Origin of the sequence: Streptomyces sp. ITFR-6 (assembly GCF_031844725.1) — a bacterium.
Taxonomy (GTDB): domain Bacteria; phylum Actinomycetota; class Actinomycetes; order Streptomycetales; family Streptomycetaceae; genus Streptomyces.
On sequence record NZ_CP134612.1, the window covers coordinates 7,973,291 to 7,989,260 of the forward strand.

Sequence of the window (15,970 nt, forward strand, 5' to 3'; positions counted from 1 at the left end):
CTAGCAGGTGCGACGTTATGTCTACGAATCCGTGTACTTGAACGCCGCGAACGCGGCGTTGTGGTGACGACGGAGGCACGGTCGATCCTCCCACAGCAGGGGTCGGCCCGAACGCGCCGTAGGATGCCGTGAGCAGCTTGGGCCACTGGTCGGATCGGGAGCAGAAGCACATCGTGAGCAGCGAGAACGCAGACGCCGGACATGAGCACGAAGAGTCGTCCGTGTGGGATGTCGTCGTAGTCGGCGCCGGACCGGCGGGCGCCTCCGCGGCATACGCGGCGGCGGTAGCCGGCCGTCGGGTGCTGCTGCTGGAGAAGGCGGAACTGCCCCGTTACAAAACATGCGGCGGCGGAATCATCGGATATTCACGTGATTCGCTGCCACCCGGATTCGAACTGCCCTTGCAGGACCGGATTCACGCGGTCACGTTCTCGCTGAACGGCAGGCTCTCGCGGACCCGCCGCTCCAAGCGCATGCTCTTCGGGCTGATCAACCGCCCCGAGTTCGACGCGGGGCTGGTCGAGGAGGCGCAGAAGGCCGGAGCCGAACTGCGCACCGGGGCGACGGTGTCCCGGGTGGAGCAGCACGGGGCGGCGGTGCCCGACCGGCGCACGGTCGCGGTCGTGCTGTCCGGCGGTGAGACGGTCCTGGCCCGCGCGGTGGTGGGCGCGGACGGCAGTGCCGGGCGGATAGGAGCCCATGTCGGGGTGAAGCTGGATCAGGTGGACCTCGGCCTGGAGGCGGAGATCCCCGTTCCGCGGACGGTCGCGGAGGACTGGGCGGGCCGGGTCCTGATCGACTGGGGCCCGATGCCCGGCAGTTACGGCTGGGTCTTCCCCAAGGGCGACACCCTGACGGTCGGTGTGATCTCGGCGCGCGGCGACGGTGGCGGCACGAAGCGGTATCTGGAGGACTTCGTCGCGCGGCTCGGCCTGGCCGGCTTCGAGCCGAAGATCTCCTCCGGCCATCTGACGCGCTGCCGCAGCGACGACTCGCCGCTCTCGCGCGGCCGTGTGCTCGTATGCGGTGACGCGGCGGGTCTGCTGGAGCCGTGGACCCGCGAGGGAATCTCGTTCGCGCTGCGTTCCGGGCGGCTCGCCGGGGAGTGGGCGGTCCGGGTCGCGGAGTCGCACGACGCGGTGGACGCCCGCCGCCAGGCACTCAACTACGCCTTCGCCATCAAGGCCGGGCTGGGTGTCGAGATGAGCGTGGGGCGGCGGATGCTGAAGCTCTTCGAGCGCCGCCCGGGTCTGCTGCACGCGGTGCTGACGGGATTCCGTCCGGCGTGGAACGCGTTCGCGGGGATCACCCGGGGAACGACTTCGCTGGCCGAACTGGTCCGTTCGCATCCGCTGGCGCAGCGGGCGCTGTCGACCATGGACCGCACATAACCGTCGTGGTACGGAGGGGAGCCGTCGGGACCGGCCGTCCGGTCAGTCCTCGACGGTGATCCGGAAGACGGGGTGGTCGGGGCAGGCCGCGAGGAGCTCGGCATCCGTCGACTTCGCCGTGATGCCCTGGAAATACTGATTGACCTCCCAGCCCCAGCGCTTCAGGTAGGCGCGGACGACGATCGCCTTCTGCTCGTCGTCCGCGATCTCCACGGCGGTGAAGGCGCGACTGCTGCGGCCCTTGCGCAGTTCGCCGCCGCCCGCGGCCCGCATGTTGCGCACCCACTGCGAGTGGCCGCGTGCCGAGACCAGGTACTGAGCGCCCTCGTGCTTGTGAGGATTCACGGGGATGCGCTGCACCCGGCCGCTCTTGCGTCCGCGGACCGACAACTCCTGGGTGCCGAGCAGACTGACGCCGTGCCGGGCGAGCCGGCCGACGAAGCTGTTCAGACGGACGGTGAGCGGGCTTCCCTGAAGGTAGTAAGCCTGCGACATGGTGACCCCCACTGTTGGGAGAGCGGTGCTCTCGCCTCACTTGGAGAGCAGTGCTCTCGCTTGGTATCAGTGTGCACGAGAGTGGCGCTCGAAAGCAAGAGCAGTGCTCTCGATATTGGTCGCCGCTCTGATCGCGTGACAGGATATGGCCCATGAGCGCCATCAGAGGAGCCAGGGAACGGGCCCGTATCGAGGTCACCGCCGCCATCAAGGACGAAGCGCGGAGGCAGCTCGCCGCCGAAGGAGCGGCCAAACTCTCGCTGCGCGCGGTGGCACGGGAGCTCGGCATGGTCTCCTCCGCCCTCTACCGCTATTTCCCCAGCCGCGACGAACTGCTCACGGCCCTGATCGTCGATGCCTACGACTCCGTCGGGGAGGTCGCGGAGAGCGCCCACCGCACCGCCGCCCCGGACGGCTCCGCGCCCGTCGCGCATCTGGCCCGCTGGGTCGCGGTCGCCTGTGCCGTTCGAGACTGGGCGCTGGCGCACCCCCACGAGTACGCCCTGATCTACGGTTCGCCGGTGCCCGGCTACACGGCGCCGCAGGTGACCATCGCCCCTGCGTCGCGCGTCGGCCTCGTCCTCGTCGCCGTTGTCGAGGACGCCCACCGCGAGGTGGGGCTCGCGCTGCCGCCGCTCACCGAGGAGCTGCGCCCCGAGGCCGAACGGCTCGCCGCAGACCTGGCCCCCGGCCTGCCCCCAGCCGTCGCCCCGCCGATCGTCGCCGCCTGGGCGCAGCTGTTCGGGCTGGTGTCGTTCGAGGTCTTCGGCCAGTTCGACCGGGTGGTCGAGGCCAGGGCGACCTTCTTCCGCCAGGCCGTCGAGGAGCTGGGCCGCACGGTCGGCCTGCTGGGCGCTGCGGCGCGCGGCGCGGCGGGCCAGCGCGGCGCGGCGGGACAGGACGGCCGGGCGCGGCGCTGAGCGCTGAGCCGCTGCCCCGCCCGGCTGTCTCCGCCCCGACCGCTCCCGCCCCGGCTGTTCTCTCCCCGCCCTCCCCGTCCGCCGTACTCCACAGGGAGTACGAGTGATCGCCACGCCCGGCGGACGCCCCCGGGGTGGTCCTCGGTCTAGCGTGACCGGCATGGAAGAGCAGCGCTCACAGGAAAGCGGCGGTCCCCCGGGCGGCCGGGGCGGGCCGTCGCGGCGGCGGCCGTGGGCGCACGGCGGGACGGGCGGCGGGATGGGTGGCGGGCCGGGCGCCGGACGGGCGGGACGGCCGGCGGGTCCCCACGCACCCGGCCCGCCCTGGAGCCGCGGAGGGCCGCCGCGCTGGCTGACCGGAGCACGGGGGAGCTCCGCCGCTCGCCTGCCGTGGGTCTCGACCCTGCTGCTCGGCGTCGTCGTCATGGTCGGGTTGAGCATCGCGGCCCACGGCCAGCTCGGCGAGAAGGCCCCGCTGGACCTCTTCGCCCGGCTTCTGCTCCTCGTCTCGGTGGCCGTGCTGCTGGTGCGCCACCGGCATCCCGTCGTGGCCGTCTTCGTGAGTTCGGCCGCGGCGATGGTCTATCTCGGTGCCGGATATCCGTACGGGCCGGTCTTCCTGGCCGTCGCCGTCGGGTGCTTCAGCGCCGTCGTCGCCGGGCATCGCCGGGCCGCCTGGTCGGCCGTCGGCATGGTGTGGCTGGGGCATCTGCTGGTCGCCCACTGGCTCTACCGGTGGCTGCCTCCCTCGGGCGACTCGGCTCCGCCCTGGGGGCAGGAAGCCGGGGTCGCCGCCTGGGTGGTGGCGATCGTCGCCGCCGCGGAGTTCGTCCGGGTACGCCGCGAGCAGTGGGCGGCGCAGCGGATGGAACGGGCGGCCGCGGAGAGGCGGCGGGCCGACGAGGAGCGCCTGCGGATGGCCAGGGAGCTGCACGACGTCCTCGCCCACAGCATCTCTGTCATCAACGTCCAGGCCGGGGTCGGCCTCGCCCTGCTCGACTCCGACCCCGAGCAGGCCCGCACGGCGCTCACCACCATCAAGGCCGCCAGCAAGGAGGCGCTCGGTGAGGTCAGACAGGTCCTCGACACGCTTCGCACCCCGGGGGACGCGCCCAGGGCCCCGGCTCCCGGACTCGACAGACTGCCCGAGCTGGTGGAGCAGGCCGCGAGCACGGGCCTGACCGTCACGGTCACGACGGACGGTAGGCGCGGCGCCGTGCCGCCCGGCGCGGACCTGGCCGCGTTCCGGATCGTGCAGGAGGCGCTGACGAATGTGGTGCGGCACTCCGGTTCGCGTACCGCGGAGGTCGCGGTCGGGTACGGGCCCGGCCGCATCCGGCTCCGGATCGACGACCGGGGACCCGCCACCGGCACCGACGCCGGGGGCAGCGGTAACGGACTGGCGGGCATGCGGGAGCGGGCCGCGGCACTCGGTGGCACGATCGAGACGGGTACCCGGCCCGACGGCGGCTGGCGGGTGGAGCCGAACTTCCGCTGCCGGCCGGGGCGACCGGCGGGGCACCCCCGCACGAGAAGGAGACACCGTGATTCGCGTACTGCTCGCCGATGACCAGCTGCTGGTCCGGGCGGGATTCCGGGCCCTCCTGGACGCCCAGCCGGACATCGAGGTGGCGGCCGACGGCGAGGAGGCCGTCCGGCTGGTGCGCGAACTGCGCCCGGACACCGTGCTGATGGACATCCGGATGCCGCGTCTCGACGGCCTCGCCGCGACCCGCGCCATCACCGGGGACCCCGCGCTGAACGAGGTGAGGGTGGTCATGCTCACCACCTTCGAACTCGACGAGTACGTCTTCGAGGCGATCCGCTCCGGAGCCTCCGGTTTCCTGGTGAAGGACACCGAACCGGAAGAGCTGCTGCGGGCCGTCCGTGCGGTGGTCGCCGGTGACGCGCTGCTGTCCCCGGGCGTCACCCGGCGGCTGATCGCGGAGTTCGCGGCCCGTTCCAAGGAACCCGTGGCGGCTGCCGGCCTGAGTGAACTGACCGAACGGGAACGGGAGGTGATGGCCCTGGTGGGCATAGGGCTCTCCAACGAGGAGATCGCCCGCAGGCTCGTCGTCAGCCCGCTCACGGCCAAGACCCACGTGAGCCGGACCATGGTGAAGCTCGGCGCCCGCGACCGTGCCCAACTGGTCGTGCTCGCCTACGAGTCGGGGCTCGTACGTCCCGGCTGGCTGGGCTGAACCGCCGCTGCCGGACCATATGCGGCACCACCCGCCGCACCTCCCGCCGCACCATTCGCCGGACCCGCGGGGCCGAGCTCCACAGCGGAGTCCCGGCGGCCGAACCGCCACAGTACGTCGATGACCCGCCCCATGAGGACGAGCCCCGCCACGCCCGACGCGACCATCAGCAGCACGGACCGCAGTCCGCTGTGCGGTGCGAGGAAGGCGGTGGGGACGCAGACCACGACGAACGCCCCGGCGGCCATCACGGCCCCGGTCAGCACGGCGAAACCGATCTCGACGGTCATGGCGTCCCGGTCGGCCTGGCTTCGGTGTCCCATGTCCGAAGTGTCACAGCCGAGATGGCAGGCGGACAACCCCGCCTCCGGTGCGGAGCGGGGCCCCTGCGACGGAGGTGGGCGCCGGATCAGTTGACCGCGGACTTCTCGCGCCACAGCCGGGCGAGAGCGGGGTCACCGGTCACGGTGAGGGCGGTGAGCGGTATCCGGTTCCAGAGCGAGAGGTACAGGTCCCGGGCCGTGCCGCTCAACTCGCAGTCCACGAAGTGGTCCGTGGCGTGGTCCGTCGGTGCTCCGGTCCCGCGTACGGTGCGCGGCGGATCCGCCGAGAGTTCCACGGTCCACACGTCGCCGGTGTCGGTGCCCCGCACCCGCAGTGTGCGGGGCACTTCGGTGCGCAGCCGGGTCTTCGGCCGGGCGTGGAAGCCGCGGAGCAGCTCGTCGACGCCGTCCTCGGCGTGCGCGGCTGCCACCGGGGACAGCGCGCCGCCCCGTGCGGACTCCGCGTCGACCCGGTGGACGGCCGTCTCGTGGGCCTGCCGCCGTGCCCAGAAGGCGAGCGGCGAGGGCGCGGCGAAGAAGGTCCAGCACTGTATGTCCGGCGAGGCGCCCTTCAGGGCGTCCACCAGCCGGCGGTGCCCCTCGCGGAACCGGTCGAGCAGTTCCGGCCCGTCCAGTTCCGGTTCGGCGGGGCCGGGGACGTACGTGGTGTGCCCCTCGGTCACGAAGGCGGTCGCCCAGGCGTGCACCATCGCGGTGTGCCGCAGCAGATCCCGCACCTGCCAGTCCGGGCAGGTCGGCACGGGCGCGCCGGTCCCGGCCTCCGTGGCGGCCTCGGCCAGCAACCGGCCCTCTTCGGCCAGGGTGTTGATGTGCTCTGCGATGTCCATGGCAGGGATTGTGCCAGCGGTCAGGCGCCCTGCGGGTGGGCCGAGCGCGAGCGCGTACGCCCCGGGCCGCCGCGCAGCAGACGTACGAACCAGCCGAGGGCGAACGACTGCACCAGCACGGATACGACCAGGGCCAGGTACATGTACCAGTCGGGCCCGGCCGAATCCGCTCCCCACAACGTGCTGTCGAGGAGGAGGAAGAGGAACACGGTGGGGGCGGCCAGGAAGAAGAGCCAGATTCCGGAGAACGAGGCGTCCTCGTGGGTGACGAACAGCGTGTCCACCGTGACGAACACGGCGGTGGCCGCGACCACACCCAGATAGATCAGTGACGCGGCGTTGCCGAAGGTCAGGCGCGCGACTGTGCGGAGGTGCCGCGTGGTCGTAACCGTCTTGTTCATCGTTGCTCCCCTTTGGTGGCTGACCTCTCCATCGTGCGTTCGGGGAACCGTTTCTGCCTGAGTACGGCTACTCACTCGTGGCGGTATGCGACACATTGCGGGCCGCGTACCCCAGCGCCGCCGCCGCGGCCGCCAGCAGGGTTACGGTCGTGAGGGCCGCGGGCAGCGAGAACCAGTCGGTGAGGAACCCGATCGCGGGCGGTCCGAGGAGCATTCCGCCGTAGCCCAGCGTCGAGGCCGCGGCCACCCCGCCGGGGCCCGCCAGCTCACCGGCCCTGCTGACCGCCACGGGGAAGATGTTGGCCAGTCCGAGCCCGGTGATCGCGAACCCGAGCAGTGCGAGCCAGGTGGTCGGGGCGAGCGCGCCGAGCAGCATGCCCGCCGCGGCGGTGCCGCCGCCCGCGACCAGGGTCCGGGTCTGGCCGAGCCGTTCGAGCAGTGCCGTACCGGTGAGCCGGCCCGCCGTCATCGCCAGGGCGAACAGCGAGTAGCCCGCCGCCGCGATCCCGGGATGGGCGTGCAGGTCCTGCTCCAGGTGGAGCGCGCCCCAGTCGGCCAGGGCGCCCTCGCCGTAAGCCGTGCAGAGCGCGATCATGCCGAAGAGGAGCACCACGCGGCGGTCCCGACCGCCCAGGCGCTTGGGGCGCTCGCTGCTCGCGACCGCCTCCGCAGGTGGCTTCGCGACGGTGTTACGGAGCAGTACGGGGCCCGCGAAGGCGGTCACGAGCAGTCCGAAACCGGTCAGGATCAGGAGATGCACGGAGGGGGAGAGGCCGCCCGCGACCAGTCCGCCGAGCCCGGCACCGACCATGCCGCCGAGGCTGAACGCGGCGTGGAAGCCGGGCATCACGGGGCGCCGCAGCGCGTTGACGAGATCCACCGCGGCGCTGTTCATCGCCACGTTCATCCCGCCGTACGCGGCGCCGAACACCAGCAGTACCAGGCCGAGTGAGAGTGCGGAGTGGGTCTGTGCGGGCAGCGCGATGCTGAGCGGAAGCAGGACTCCGCAGACCACGGTCACCGCATGGCTGCCGAAGCGGTTGCAGAGCCTGCCGGTGAGCATCATGGTGATCACGGCGCCGGCGGACACGCCGAGCAGTGCGAGGCCGAGGGTGGCGGCAGAGGCGCCGGTCTGGTGCTTGATGGCGGGGATACGGACCACCCAGCCGGCGAAGATGAACCCGTCGAGGGCGAAGAACACGGTCAGCGCGGTACGGAGACGGGAGGACGAGGGTGGGGCGGGGTTGCCGCCCGGTCCCCCCGGCAGGGCCGTCCGCAGTTTGTTTAGTTGCGGCACAAAGTCAGCATAGAGGCCTGCGGACAACGGGCGCAAGACGGCTGCCGACGGGCTTCCCACAAGGGGCGATCCCGGCCACCGCTGCGTCGGCAGCACCTCCGGATCATGGGAGACTCGCCCCCATGAACGGCAAGGTGACCCACACCCGGACGAAGTTGGAGAGGGGCCGCAGCGCGCTGGGCCCCGCGCTGGAACTGGTCCATACCGGACGCGCGCCCACTCGTGCAGTCCTCACCTCCGAGCTCGGCGTCACCCGCGCCACGGCGGGCGCGGTCGCCGCCGAGCTGGAGGCGCTCGGCCTGATCAGGGTGGACTCCAGGCCCGGCTCCGCGGCGGGCTCGCAGGGGCGCCCCTCGCACCGGCTGGCGGTTAGGGAGTCCGGGCCGGTGGCCGTCGCGGCCCAGGTCCACTCGGACGGCTTCCGGGCCGCGCTGGTCGGACTGGGCGGCCGCCTCGTCGCGACCGCCCCCGGATGCGTCACCATCACCGCGGACCCGGCGCAGGTCATCGGTGAAGTCGTCGACGACTGCGCCCGGTTGCTGCGGGACAGCGGGCTGCGGTGCGTGGGGGCCGGACTCGCCGTGCCGTCCGCGGTGGCCGAGCCGGAGGGCACCGCCCTCAACCCCCTCCACATCGCCTGGCCGGCGGGCGCCCCGGTCCGCGAGATCTTCGCCACATGCGTCCGCGAAGCGGGCATCGAGGGACCGGCGTTCACCGGCAACGACGTCAACCTCGCCGCGCTCGCCGAGCACCGGCACGGAGCCGGGCGCGGCGCCCAGCATCTGCTCTGCGTGGCCACCGGCCATCGCGGCGTCGGCGGGGCGCTCGTCCTGGACGGCCGCCTGCACAGCGGGAGTTCGGGGCTGGCCCTGGAGGTCGGCCACCTCACGGTCAACCCGGAGGGCCGGCCCTGCCACTGCGGCGGCCGGGGCTGCCTCGACGTCGAGACCGACCCGCTGGCCTTCCTGACCGCGGCCGGGCGCCGGCCCGGCCCCGAGGAGTCACTCCTCAAGCAGTCCGGGGACCTGCTGCGCAACGAGTACGACGACATGGCGGTGCGCGTCGCGGCAGAGGAGCTGATCGACCGCCTGGGACTCGGTCTCGCCGGGCTGGTCAACATCCTCAACCCGGACCGGATCATCCTGGGCGGGCTGCACCGCGCGCTGCTCGACGCCGACCCGGAACGGCTGCGGGCGGTGGTCGCCGACCGCAGTCTGTGGGGGCGCAGCGGAAGTGTGCCGATCCTGCCCTGCACCCTTGACCACAACAGCCTGGTCGGTGCGGCGGAGCTGGCCTGGCAGCCGGTGCTGGACGACCCCCTGGTCGCACTCGCCTGAGAGGACGCGGCTGGGAGGACGTGGCTGGGAGGGCGGGGCGGTGCCCCGCCGGCCCTCAAGCCTCCCGGTCCGGTTCGGACCGGACCGGTTCGAACGCGAACGCCCGCGCCGGATTGCCGACCAGCGCCGCCGCCATGAACTCCGCCCCCAGGGCCTCCTCCAGGCGCGGACGCAGCCGGCGCAGCAGGTGCGGCATCCCCGGCGTCTCCGGCACGGTGGTGTCGCCGCCCAGCAGCAACTGCCCGCCGAACCCCGCCTCTGTCAGCGCCGCCAGCTCCGAGGGCAGTCGCCAGTCCGTCGCGTGGTGGGCCCGGGACGGACCGTCGAACGCGAGGAACGCCCCCGCCCGCGCCGCCTCCCGCTGCACGGCCCCGTCCGGTGAGCGGCCCAGATGCCCGAGGATCACCCGTTGCGGCGCGACGCCCAGCTCACCGCAGAGCAGATCGAGCGCGGCGGTGCCCAGTTCCAGATGGACGGCGATCGGCGCCCCCGTGCGGTGGTGCGCCTCGGCCGCCGCCGTCATGGTGAGCCGGGCGTGCGCGTCGACCGCGTGGAAGGCCCCGGCGACCTTGATGAGCCCCGCCCGTACCCCGGTGGAGCCGATGCCCTCCGTGAGCTCCGCGACGAAGAACGTGGCGAGCCGGTCCCGGATCCGGTCCAGCAGTGCGGGCGGATAGTGCGCCGCCTGGTGCAGCCCGGTGGCGGCGACCACGTGCACGCCCGTCGAACGGGAGAGGGCGGCCAGCGATCCGGCTCCGCGTCCCATCCCGTGCGGCATCCACTGCACCACCGCGCGGCCGCCCAACTCCCTGAAGGAGCCGAGCCGTCGGGCGGCGTCCCGCGGGTCGGCCAGTTCCTGTCCCGGCAGCAGCGGGCTGCGCAGGAAGAGGTGGTCGTGGGCGTCGCATATGCCCAGTTCCCCGGCTGGGACGTCTCCGAGGACGGTGCGGACCGTTGCTACCACTGGCGCCCCTCCCCAAGGTCTTCGAGTCCGGGCCGGCTGACGTGGAGCACCTCGAAGCGCTCGCCGGGCTCCTCGGGCGCGGGGCCGTCCCAGAGTGTGAAGTGGACCAGTTCCCAGTGGAGGGGGTCCACGGCGAGCGCCGTGACGACGGCGCCGGGCGCCTTCGCGAGCCGACGGCTCTCCTCCAGCGCCGCTTCGACCGCGTCCGCCGGGGCGGCCGACTCGGGAACGGGTTCGCGGCGGCGGGTGGCTGAGCGGGGGAGCGCGGCCGACGAGGCGCCCCGCGTGAACGACAGCCCTGTCCAGTGCCGCACCTCAGGGCGCCCGAAGTCCCGCACGACGCCCTGGAATCCGGGGCTCCAGAGGAAGGAGTTCATGCCTTCGGGTGTCGACCACAGGTAGAACGGCGCGTACTGGTTGACCGGCGAGTCCTCGCCGCGCTCCCGCATCAGGTAGGCCTTGACGCCGAGTCCGGGGAAGTCGTCCAGGAGGTGGCCCCTGGTCGCCACCCGGTCCCGGATGATGCCCATGTCGTAGTCGGCGGGAAGGGTGATCTCGTACTGCATGGCGTGCATCGTCTGTTCCTCTGCCCCTCAGGTCCGCTGCTTTTCAGGCCGCCGGGTATTCGGAGACGCGGGCGTCGGGGTGCCAGTGGATGGTGGCGCCGTCCCCGGCCGCCTCGACGAGAGCCAGATGGGTCATGAAGGTGCGGGGCGCGGCCCCGTGCCAGTGCCATTCGTCCGGCTCGATCCACACGGTGTCACCCGCCCTGATCGGCTCCACCGGACCGCCCCGGCGCTGCACCAGGCCCTCGCCCTCGGTGACATGGAGGACCTGGCCGTGCGGGTGGGTGTGCCAGGCGGTGTGCCCGCCCGGGGCGAAGTGAACGCTGAACATCCGGAGCCGGGAAGGCGGTTCGGGCGCCGCGAGCTCGTCGAGCCAGACGCTTCCGGTGAAGTGCTCGGGCGGCCCGGTCTGGGTGTCCGGACGGTTCCTGGTGATGCGCATGTGTGGCGTGCTCCTTGTACGGTCGGTCGCGTGTGACGGGCAGTCAGCCGGCGTCGGTGGCGGGGGCGAGCAGCGTGAGCAGCCCCCGGACGGCGGCGTCGAAGGCGTCCGTCGAACCGGAGGCGCGGGCCAGTACATAGCCGCCCTGCACCGTCGCGACGATCGTCGCCGCGACATCGTCGGGCACCAGGCCGCGGGCGAACTCGCCCCGCTCCAGGCCCTCCTGGACGATCGCGGCCAGCCTGCCGCGCAGCCACCCGATCGTCTCGTCGACCGGGAAGCGCAGTTCGTCGCTCACGATGACGTCCGGGTCCATCGTCAGCCGCCCCACCGGGCAGCCCCGCAGCACATCGCGCTCACGCAGCAGGTAGCGCGAGATGCGCTCGTACGCGGAGCCGGGCGCGTCGAAGGTGCGGCCGGCCGTCTCGCGCATCTCCGCGGACGTACGCCGGATGGCGGCGAGAGCCAGCTCGGACTTCCCGCTGAAGTGGTGGTACATGCTGCCCTGGCCGGCGTCCGCCCGCTGCTGGATGGCCTTGGGGCTCGTGCCCACGTATCCGCGCTCCCACAGGAGCTCCTGGGTGGCTTCGATCAGACGGTCCGGAGTGCTCATGCAGACACTGTACATACTAGTAGGTACAGAATCCACGGCCGGATCAGGAAGCCGCGGCGGGCGGGCGGGAGCAGCCGCCCGCCATGCTCCCGAAGCCGATGAACACGGGCGGGGGACCGGCGCGCAGGAAGTCCTCCAGATCGGCGGACAGCCGCTCCGCCGGGTCGAGAGCGGGCCACCAGTTGCCCACGACGTCCAGGCCGGCGCGCCAGTCGGAGGGGCGGGGCACCAGTGCCGTGCTGAAGCCGTGCAGGACGGACCAGCCGGCCTGTTCCTGCCGGCGGCGCATCGCGGACGCGGCGACCGGGGGCAGTTGGAGGCTCCGGCGCAGCTCCGCGGCGGCGTGCGCGTAGACACGGTCGGCCATGCGGAGGGCGAAGCGGCCGGAGGCCCGGTTGGCGAGCCTGCCCAGCGAGCGGGAACCCGTGACGACGGGCGGGAAGTCGCCGGTCGGTGCGGTGGGCTGAAGGTACACGCCCAGGCTCGGGGCGCCGGTGGCCTCGGCCAGGTGCCAGCCGAGCGGGGCCATCGTGGTCGAGAGCAGGAGCAGATCCGTGCCGTCGGCTGTCGCGTCGGCGAGCCCCTGGCCCAGCCCGGCGATGAACGCGGCCGCGGTGCGCATGAGGTCACGGCGGTCGGTGCCGCCAGCGGCCGGCCGCCTCGGGCCCGGCGGCGAGGCTGCGGAACTCCAGCCCGGCGTCCCGTACGAGAGGGGCGAAGGCGTCGGTGGCGGCGAGGGTGACGTCGTAACCGGCCCGGCGCAGTTCGGCGCCCAGGCCCGTGTACGGGGCGACGTCGCCCCGCGATCCGGCCGCGGCGATCAGGATTCTCATCGGCAGTCCCGCGAGCCGGTGCGGTCGTCGGGGTCGGCCGGGTGGCGGTCCGCGTTGGCGTGCACGGCCTTGCGCACGTACGCGGACAGGCCTGGGCGTTGCTGCGACGCCGGTACGACGAGGGCGAAGGCGCGGGGGTCGGCCACGAAGTCGTCCGCGGTGCGCCGGTGCATCCCGGGCGGGCAGGAGGTGAACCAGCGTGAGATGTGCAGCCGGTGCTCCTCCGCGAGGTCCATGGCCCGCTCGCCGTCGCTCGGCTCCCCGTCGTCGAAGGCGGCGAGCAGCTCCGCGCGCCAGGCCGCGGCCTCCCGCATGAGCTGCCGCCAGTCGTCCTTGGTGTGGGCGGCCGCGCGCGACATCGCCTCACGCTGTCCGTCCGAGTGCGCCCACTTCCGCTCGGCCTCCGCGGCGTAGCTGAGGTCGAAGGTGATCTCCCCGAAGACCTCGAACCGTTCCTCGGGGGTGAGGGCCACACCGGTCTGCTGGACCTCGATGGCCCGTTCCGCCACCTCGGCCAGGTGCTGGAGCCTGGCGATCTCCTCACCGAGCTCCCGCTGCCGGGACCTCAGGTGTTCCAGGGCGCTCGCCCGGGGATCCTTCAGGATCGCGGCGATCTCGTCGAGGGAGAAGCCGAGTTCGCGATAGAAGAGGATCTGCTGGAGACGCGCCAAATCGGCGTCGCTGTGGACCCGGTAGCCGGCGCCGCTGCGGCCGCTGGGCGAGAGCAGTGCCGTCTATTCGTAGTGGTGCAGTGTCCGCACCGTCACCCCGGCAAGAGCCGAGACCTGTCCCACCGAGTAACTCATGTACCAGCCCTTTCGTCGCCCGACAGTCTTGGGCCTGACGTAAGGGGAGGGTCAAATCCGCTCTCACCACGGCGAAGGCGGGACGCCCCGGAAGGCGCCCCGCCCTTGCCGTGTCAGCCGACCGACACGGACCGTGCCACCGAGGGCTGCACACCCTCCGGCGACATGATGCCGCTCAGGTCGAACGGTCCGTCGGTCGTCGCCCCGTACACCGAATGCGGTGGCTGGACGGCGAACAGGGAAGGGGCCGGAAGGGAGAACCAGACGATCTTTCCGGCTCCGCCCCGGGGGCGGACACCCCAGCTCTCGCTGACCGCGGCGATCAGTGCGAGTCCGCGCCCCGACGTACTGGAGTCGTCGGCCTCGCGCACGGTCGGCAGCCGCGGGTCGTGGTCGTGGACGGACACCGTCAGCCGTTCGAGCAGCAACTCGACCTCGACGGTGCATGACTTGTCCGGCTGCGCATGCCGGTGGACATTGGTCAGGAGTTCCGTGACGCCCAGCGCTGCCTGGTCGATCAGGGGATCGAGATGCCAGTAGCGCAACTGCGCCGAGATGATTCTGCGGACCTGACCGATCCGCGACGGCAGGGCCTGGAGCTCCACCGTGCAGTGCCTGCTTGGCTCGCTGATCACGGCTGCGACTCCCCGAAATAGGTCCGGAAGAAGACGAAGGGACGGATCCAGCAGATGGCTGACTGCTGATTCCGGGCCGGCGGCCTGGATCACAGTGTGACCGCCGGTAAACCATGAGTGACGTGACTCCAATGTCGCTCAGGGGTTCCGGCTCCGCAACTCGCGGTGTCCCCGTGGCACCGCTCCGTCAGCCGTGCGCGGCGGCCGCCCCGCGCAGTGCTTCGAGGAACCGGCGCGCGGGACCGGCCTCGTCCGGCTTGTCCGGGCGGCGCGGCATCGTCAGCCGGTACCGCGTCCCGTTGACCCGTGCCACCGTCGCGTCCGCGCCGGAGAACCACGCTCTGCCCGTGCTCACCGTCCCCACCGGTGCGCTGTCGATCTCCCGGCCGTAACTGGTCAGCAGCGCCAGCCGGCCGTCCTTGACGGTCACCTGCCCGGCCCGTGAGAGCGAGCGCGCCCACCGGTCGATCCGTACGCCTGTCTCACTGAACTCCGTTTCGGACATGGCCCCTTCGCCCCCTTCGTCACGCCCCCGAATGAAAGTGTGCACAACCCGGACCGGCTGCACCAGACCGGGGCGGGGCGCAAAGACGCATTCGCGCCGCGACGGCTCTCGCAAGCGCCCCGCCCGCAACACCAAGGGAGGGCTATGGAGTATCAAAGTCAATGTTTGTGCAGGTAGGGGGCATATCGTGGGGCGCGCCGAGACCGGTCGTACGAGGAGAAGCGCGCTGATGGACACGAGTGAGCACAGAAGTGAGCACAGAGACGGCGGCGAAGCGGTGGCGACCGTCGACATCGACCGCACCGACCTGGCGTACCGGGCCTGGCTCAAGGAAGCCGTACGCAAGGTCCAGGCCGATGCCAACCGCTCGGCCGACACACATCTGCTGCGCTTCCCGCTGCCCGAGAGCTGGGGCATCGACCTCTACCTCAAGGACGAGTCGACGCACCCCACCGGCAGTCTCAAACACCGGCTGGCGCGCTCGCTCTTCCTCTACGGGCTCTGCAACGGCTGGATCCGTCCAGGACGGCCGGTGATCGAGGCGTCGAGCGGTTCGACCGCCGTCTCGGAGGCGTACTTCGCCAAGCTGATCGGGGTGCCGTTCATCGCCGTGATGCCCCGCACCACCAGTTCCGAGAAGTGTCGGCTCATCGAATTCCACGGCGGCCGCTGCCACTTCGTGGACGACTCGCGCAGGCTGTACGAGGAGTCCGCCACGCTCGCGGCGGAGTCCGGCGGCCACTACATGGACCAGTTCACCTATGCCGAGCGGGCCACGGACTGGCGCGGCAACAACAACATCGCGGAGTCGATCTACCAGCAGCTGCGGCTGGAGCGGTACCCGGAGCCCGCCTGGATCGTCGCCACGGCGGGGACCGGTGGTACCTCGGCGACCATCGCGCGGTACGTGCACTACATGCAGCACGACACCCGGATCTGTGTGCCCGACCCGGAGAACTCCTGCTTCTTCGACGGCTGGACCCATCACGACCCGCTGGCCACCAGCGACTGCGGATCGCGGATCGAGGGCATCGGCAGGCCCCGGATGGAGCCGAGCTTCGTCCCGGGAGCCATCGACCGGATGATGAAGGTCCCGGACGCGGCGACGGTCGCGGCCGTGCGCGCGCTGGAGCGGTCCATCGGCCGCAAGGCCGGCGGCTCCACCGGGACGGGGCTGTGGAGCGCCTTCAAGCTGGTCGCGGAGATGCTCGCACAGGGCGCCACCGGCAGCATCGTCACGCTGATCTGCGACCCCGGCGACCGCTACCTCGACAAGTACTACTCCGACTCCTGGCTCGCCGCCCAGGGCCTGGACATCGCGCCGTACACCCGGACCATCGACCACTTCCTGACCACCGGCAGCTGGCCCGGCCCGCAGGGCAGCGACGCCTGA

General features: G+C 72.0%; 18 protein-coding genes and 1 pseudogene. 6 read left to right on the plus strand and 13 right to left on the minus strand.

All coding sequences use genetic code 11. From position 1 onward, the window contains the following. The first annotated feature begins 173 nt into the window (after nucleotides 1-173). A complete protein-coding gene (locus RLT59_RS36045) occupies nucleotides 174-1,391 on the plus strand; it encodes a geranylgeranyl reductase family protein (RefSeq protein ID WP_311307277.1) in 1,218 nt (405 codons plus the stop codon). Between the two features lie 42 nt (nucleotides 1,392-1,433). Here RLT59_RS36045 and RLT59_RS36050 read toward each other — a convergent pair whose 3' ends face one another. Continuing rightward, nucleotides 1,434-1,886, minus strand: a complete 453-nt coding sequence (locus tag RLT59_RS36050) for a nitroreductase family deazaflavin-dependent oxidoreductase (RefSeq protein WP_311307278.1) — start codon at nucleotides 1,884-1,886, stop codon at nucleotides 1,434-1,436. A 152-nt stretch (nucleotides 1,887-2,038) separates the two neighbouring features. Here RLT59_RS36050 and RLT59_RS36055 point away from each other — a divergent pair, with 152 nt between their 5' ends. The 3 genes from RLT59_RS36055 to RLT59_RS36065 all read left to right on the plus strand — a co-directional run bounded on the left by RLT59_RS36055 (nucleotide 2,039) and on the right by RLT59_RS36065 (nucleotide 5,007). Further along, nucleotides 2,039-2,806 (plus strand): TetR/AcrR family transcriptional regulator, encoded by a 768-nt coding sequence (locus RLT59_RS36055; protein WP_311307279.1) that lies wholly within the window; start codon nucleotides 2,039-2,041, stop codon nucleotides 2,804-2,806. Nucleotides 2,807-2,966: 160 nt separating this feature from the next. Further along, a complete protein-coding gene (locus RLT59_RS36060; RefSeq protein ID WP_399126688.1) occupies nucleotides 2,967-4,376 on the plus strand; it encodes a sensor histidine kinase in 1,410 nt (469 codons plus the stop codon). Continuing rightward, nucleotides 4,351-5,007, plus strand: a complete 657-nt coding sequence (locus RLT59_RS36065; RefSeq protein ID WP_311307280.1) for a response regulator — start codon at nucleotides 4,351-4,353, stop codon at nucleotides 5,005-5,007. The genes RLT59_RS36060 and RLT59_RS36065 overlap by 26 nt, the downstream gene beginning before the upstream one ends. On the opposite strand, the gene RLT59_RS36070 is transcribed toward RLT59_RS36065, so the two are convergent. From RLT59_RS36070 to RLT59_RS36085, 4 genes are all read right to left on the minus strand, one after another. Beyond that, nucleotides 4,968-5,330 carry a DUF6332 family protein gene (locus RLT59_RS36070; RefSeq protein ID WP_311307281.1) on the minus strand — a complete coding sequence of 121 codons (363 nt, stop codon included), beginning with the start codon at nucleotides 5,328-5,330 and terminating at the stop codon, nucleotides 4,968-4,970. The two genes, RLT59_RS36065 and RLT59_RS36070, sit on opposite strands and share 40 nt — an antisense overlap. A gap of 86 nt (nucleotides 5,331-5,416) precedes the next feature. Beyond that, nucleotides 5,417-6,178, minus strand: coding sequence for a maleylpyruvate isomerase family mycothiol-dependent enzyme (locus tag RLT59_RS36075; RefSeq protein ID WP_311307282.1), 762 nt, complete (start codon nucleotides 6,176-6,178; stop codon nucleotides 5,417-5,419). Nucleotides 6,179-6,198: 20 nt separating this feature from the next. Then, nucleotides 6,199-6,579: an SCO4225 family membrane protein gene (locus RLT59_RS36080; protein WP_311307283.1), complete on the minus strand. Its 381-nt coding sequence runs from the start codon at nucleotides 6,577-6,579 to the stop codon at nucleotides 6,199-6,201. A gap of 67 nt (nucleotides 6,580-6,646) precedes the next feature. Next, the gene (locus RLT59_RS36085; protein ID WP_311307284.1) at nucleotides 6,647-7,876 is read right to left on the minus strand and encodes an MFS transporter; all 1,230 of its coding nucleotides are present in this window, start codon (nucleotides 7,874-7,876) and stop codon (nucleotides 6,647-6,649) included. A 122-nt stretch (nucleotides 7,877-7,998) separates the two neighbouring features. On the opposite strand from RLT59_RS36085, the gene RLT59_RS36090 reads away from it, so the two are divergent. Beyond that, nucleotides 7,999-9,213 carry an ROK family protein gene (locus RLT59_RS36090; protein WP_311307285.1) on the plus strand — a complete coding sequence of 405 codons (1,215 nt, stop codon included), beginning with the start codon at nucleotides 7,999-8,001 and terminating at the stop codon, nucleotides 9,211-9,213. A gap of 55 nt (nucleotides 9,214-9,268) precedes the next feature. Here RLT59_RS36090 and RLT59_RS36095 read toward each other — a convergent pair whose 3' ends face one another. The 8 genes and pseudogenes from RLT59_RS36095 to RLT59_RS36130 all read right to left on the minus strand — a co-directional run bounded on the left by RLT59_RS36095 (nucleotide 9,269) and on the right by RLT59_RS36130 (nucleotide 14,577). Continuing rightward, nucleotides 9,269-10,177, minus strand: a complete 909-nt coding sequence (locus RLT59_RS36095; RefSeq protein ID WP_311307286.1) for a phosphotriesterase family protein — start codon at nucleotides 10,175-10,177, stop codon at nucleotides 9,269-9,271. Further along, the gene (locus RLT59_RS36100; protein ID WP_311307287.1) at nucleotides 10,171-10,752 is read right to left on the minus strand and encodes a DUF4865 family protein; all 582 of its coding nucleotides are present in this window, start codon (nucleotides 10,750-10,752) and stop codon (nucleotides 10,171-10,173) included. Before RLT59_RS36100 ends, RLT59_RS36095 begins: the two co-directional genes overlap by 7 nt. Nucleotides 10,753-10,786: 34 nt before the next feature. Next, a complete protein-coding gene (locus tag RLT59_RS36105; protein ID WP_311307288.1) occupies nucleotides 10,787-11,185 on the minus strand; it encodes a (R)-mandelonitrile lyase in 399 nt (132 codons plus the stop codon). A gap of 43 nt (nucleotides 11,186-11,228) precedes the next feature. Then, a complete protein-coding gene (locus RLT59_RS36110) occupies nucleotides 11,229-11,798 on the minus strand; it encodes a TetR/AcrR family transcriptional regulator (RefSeq protein WP_311307289.1) in 570 nt (189 codons plus the stop codon). 73 nt (nucleotides 11,799-11,871) lie between these two features. Next, a pseudogene (locus RLT59_RS36115) lies at nucleotides 11,872-12,631 on the minus strand (glycosyltransferase); the annotation flags it as partial. Beyond that, nucleotides 12,628-13,359 carry a MerR family transcriptional regulator gene (locus tag RLT59_RS36120; protein ID WP_311307978.1) on the minus strand — a complete coding sequence of 244 codons (732 nt, stop codon included), beginning with the start codon at nucleotides 13,357-13,359 and terminating at the stop codon, nucleotides 12,628-12,630. The pseudogene RLT59_RS36115 and the gene RLT59_RS36120, both read right to left, overlap by 4 nt. A 191-nt stretch (nucleotides 13,360-13,550) precedes the next feature. Continuing rightward, complete coding sequence (locus RLT59_RS36125; RefSeq protein WP_311307290.1) at nucleotides 13,551-14,072, minus strand: ATP-binding protein; 522 nt, start codon at nucleotides 14,070-14,072, stop codon at nucleotides 13,551-13,553. A 187-nt stretch (nucleotides 14,073-14,259) separates the two neighbouring features. Next, the gene (locus RLT59_RS36130) at nucleotides 14,260-14,577 is read right to left on the minus strand and encodes a hypothetical protein (protein WP_311307291.1); all 318 of its coding nucleotides are present in this window, start codon (nucleotides 14,575-14,577) and stop codon (nucleotides 14,260-14,262) included. 229 nt (nucleotides 14,578-14,806) lie between these two features. Here RLT59_RS36130 and RLT59_RS36135 point away from each other — a divergent pair, with 229 nt between their 5' ends. Next, complete coding sequence (locus RLT59_RS36135; protein ID WP_311307292.1) at nucleotides 14,807-15,970, plus strand: L-cysteine desulfhydrase Cds1; 1,164 nt, start codon at nucleotides 14,807-14,809, stop codon at nucleotides 15,968-15,970.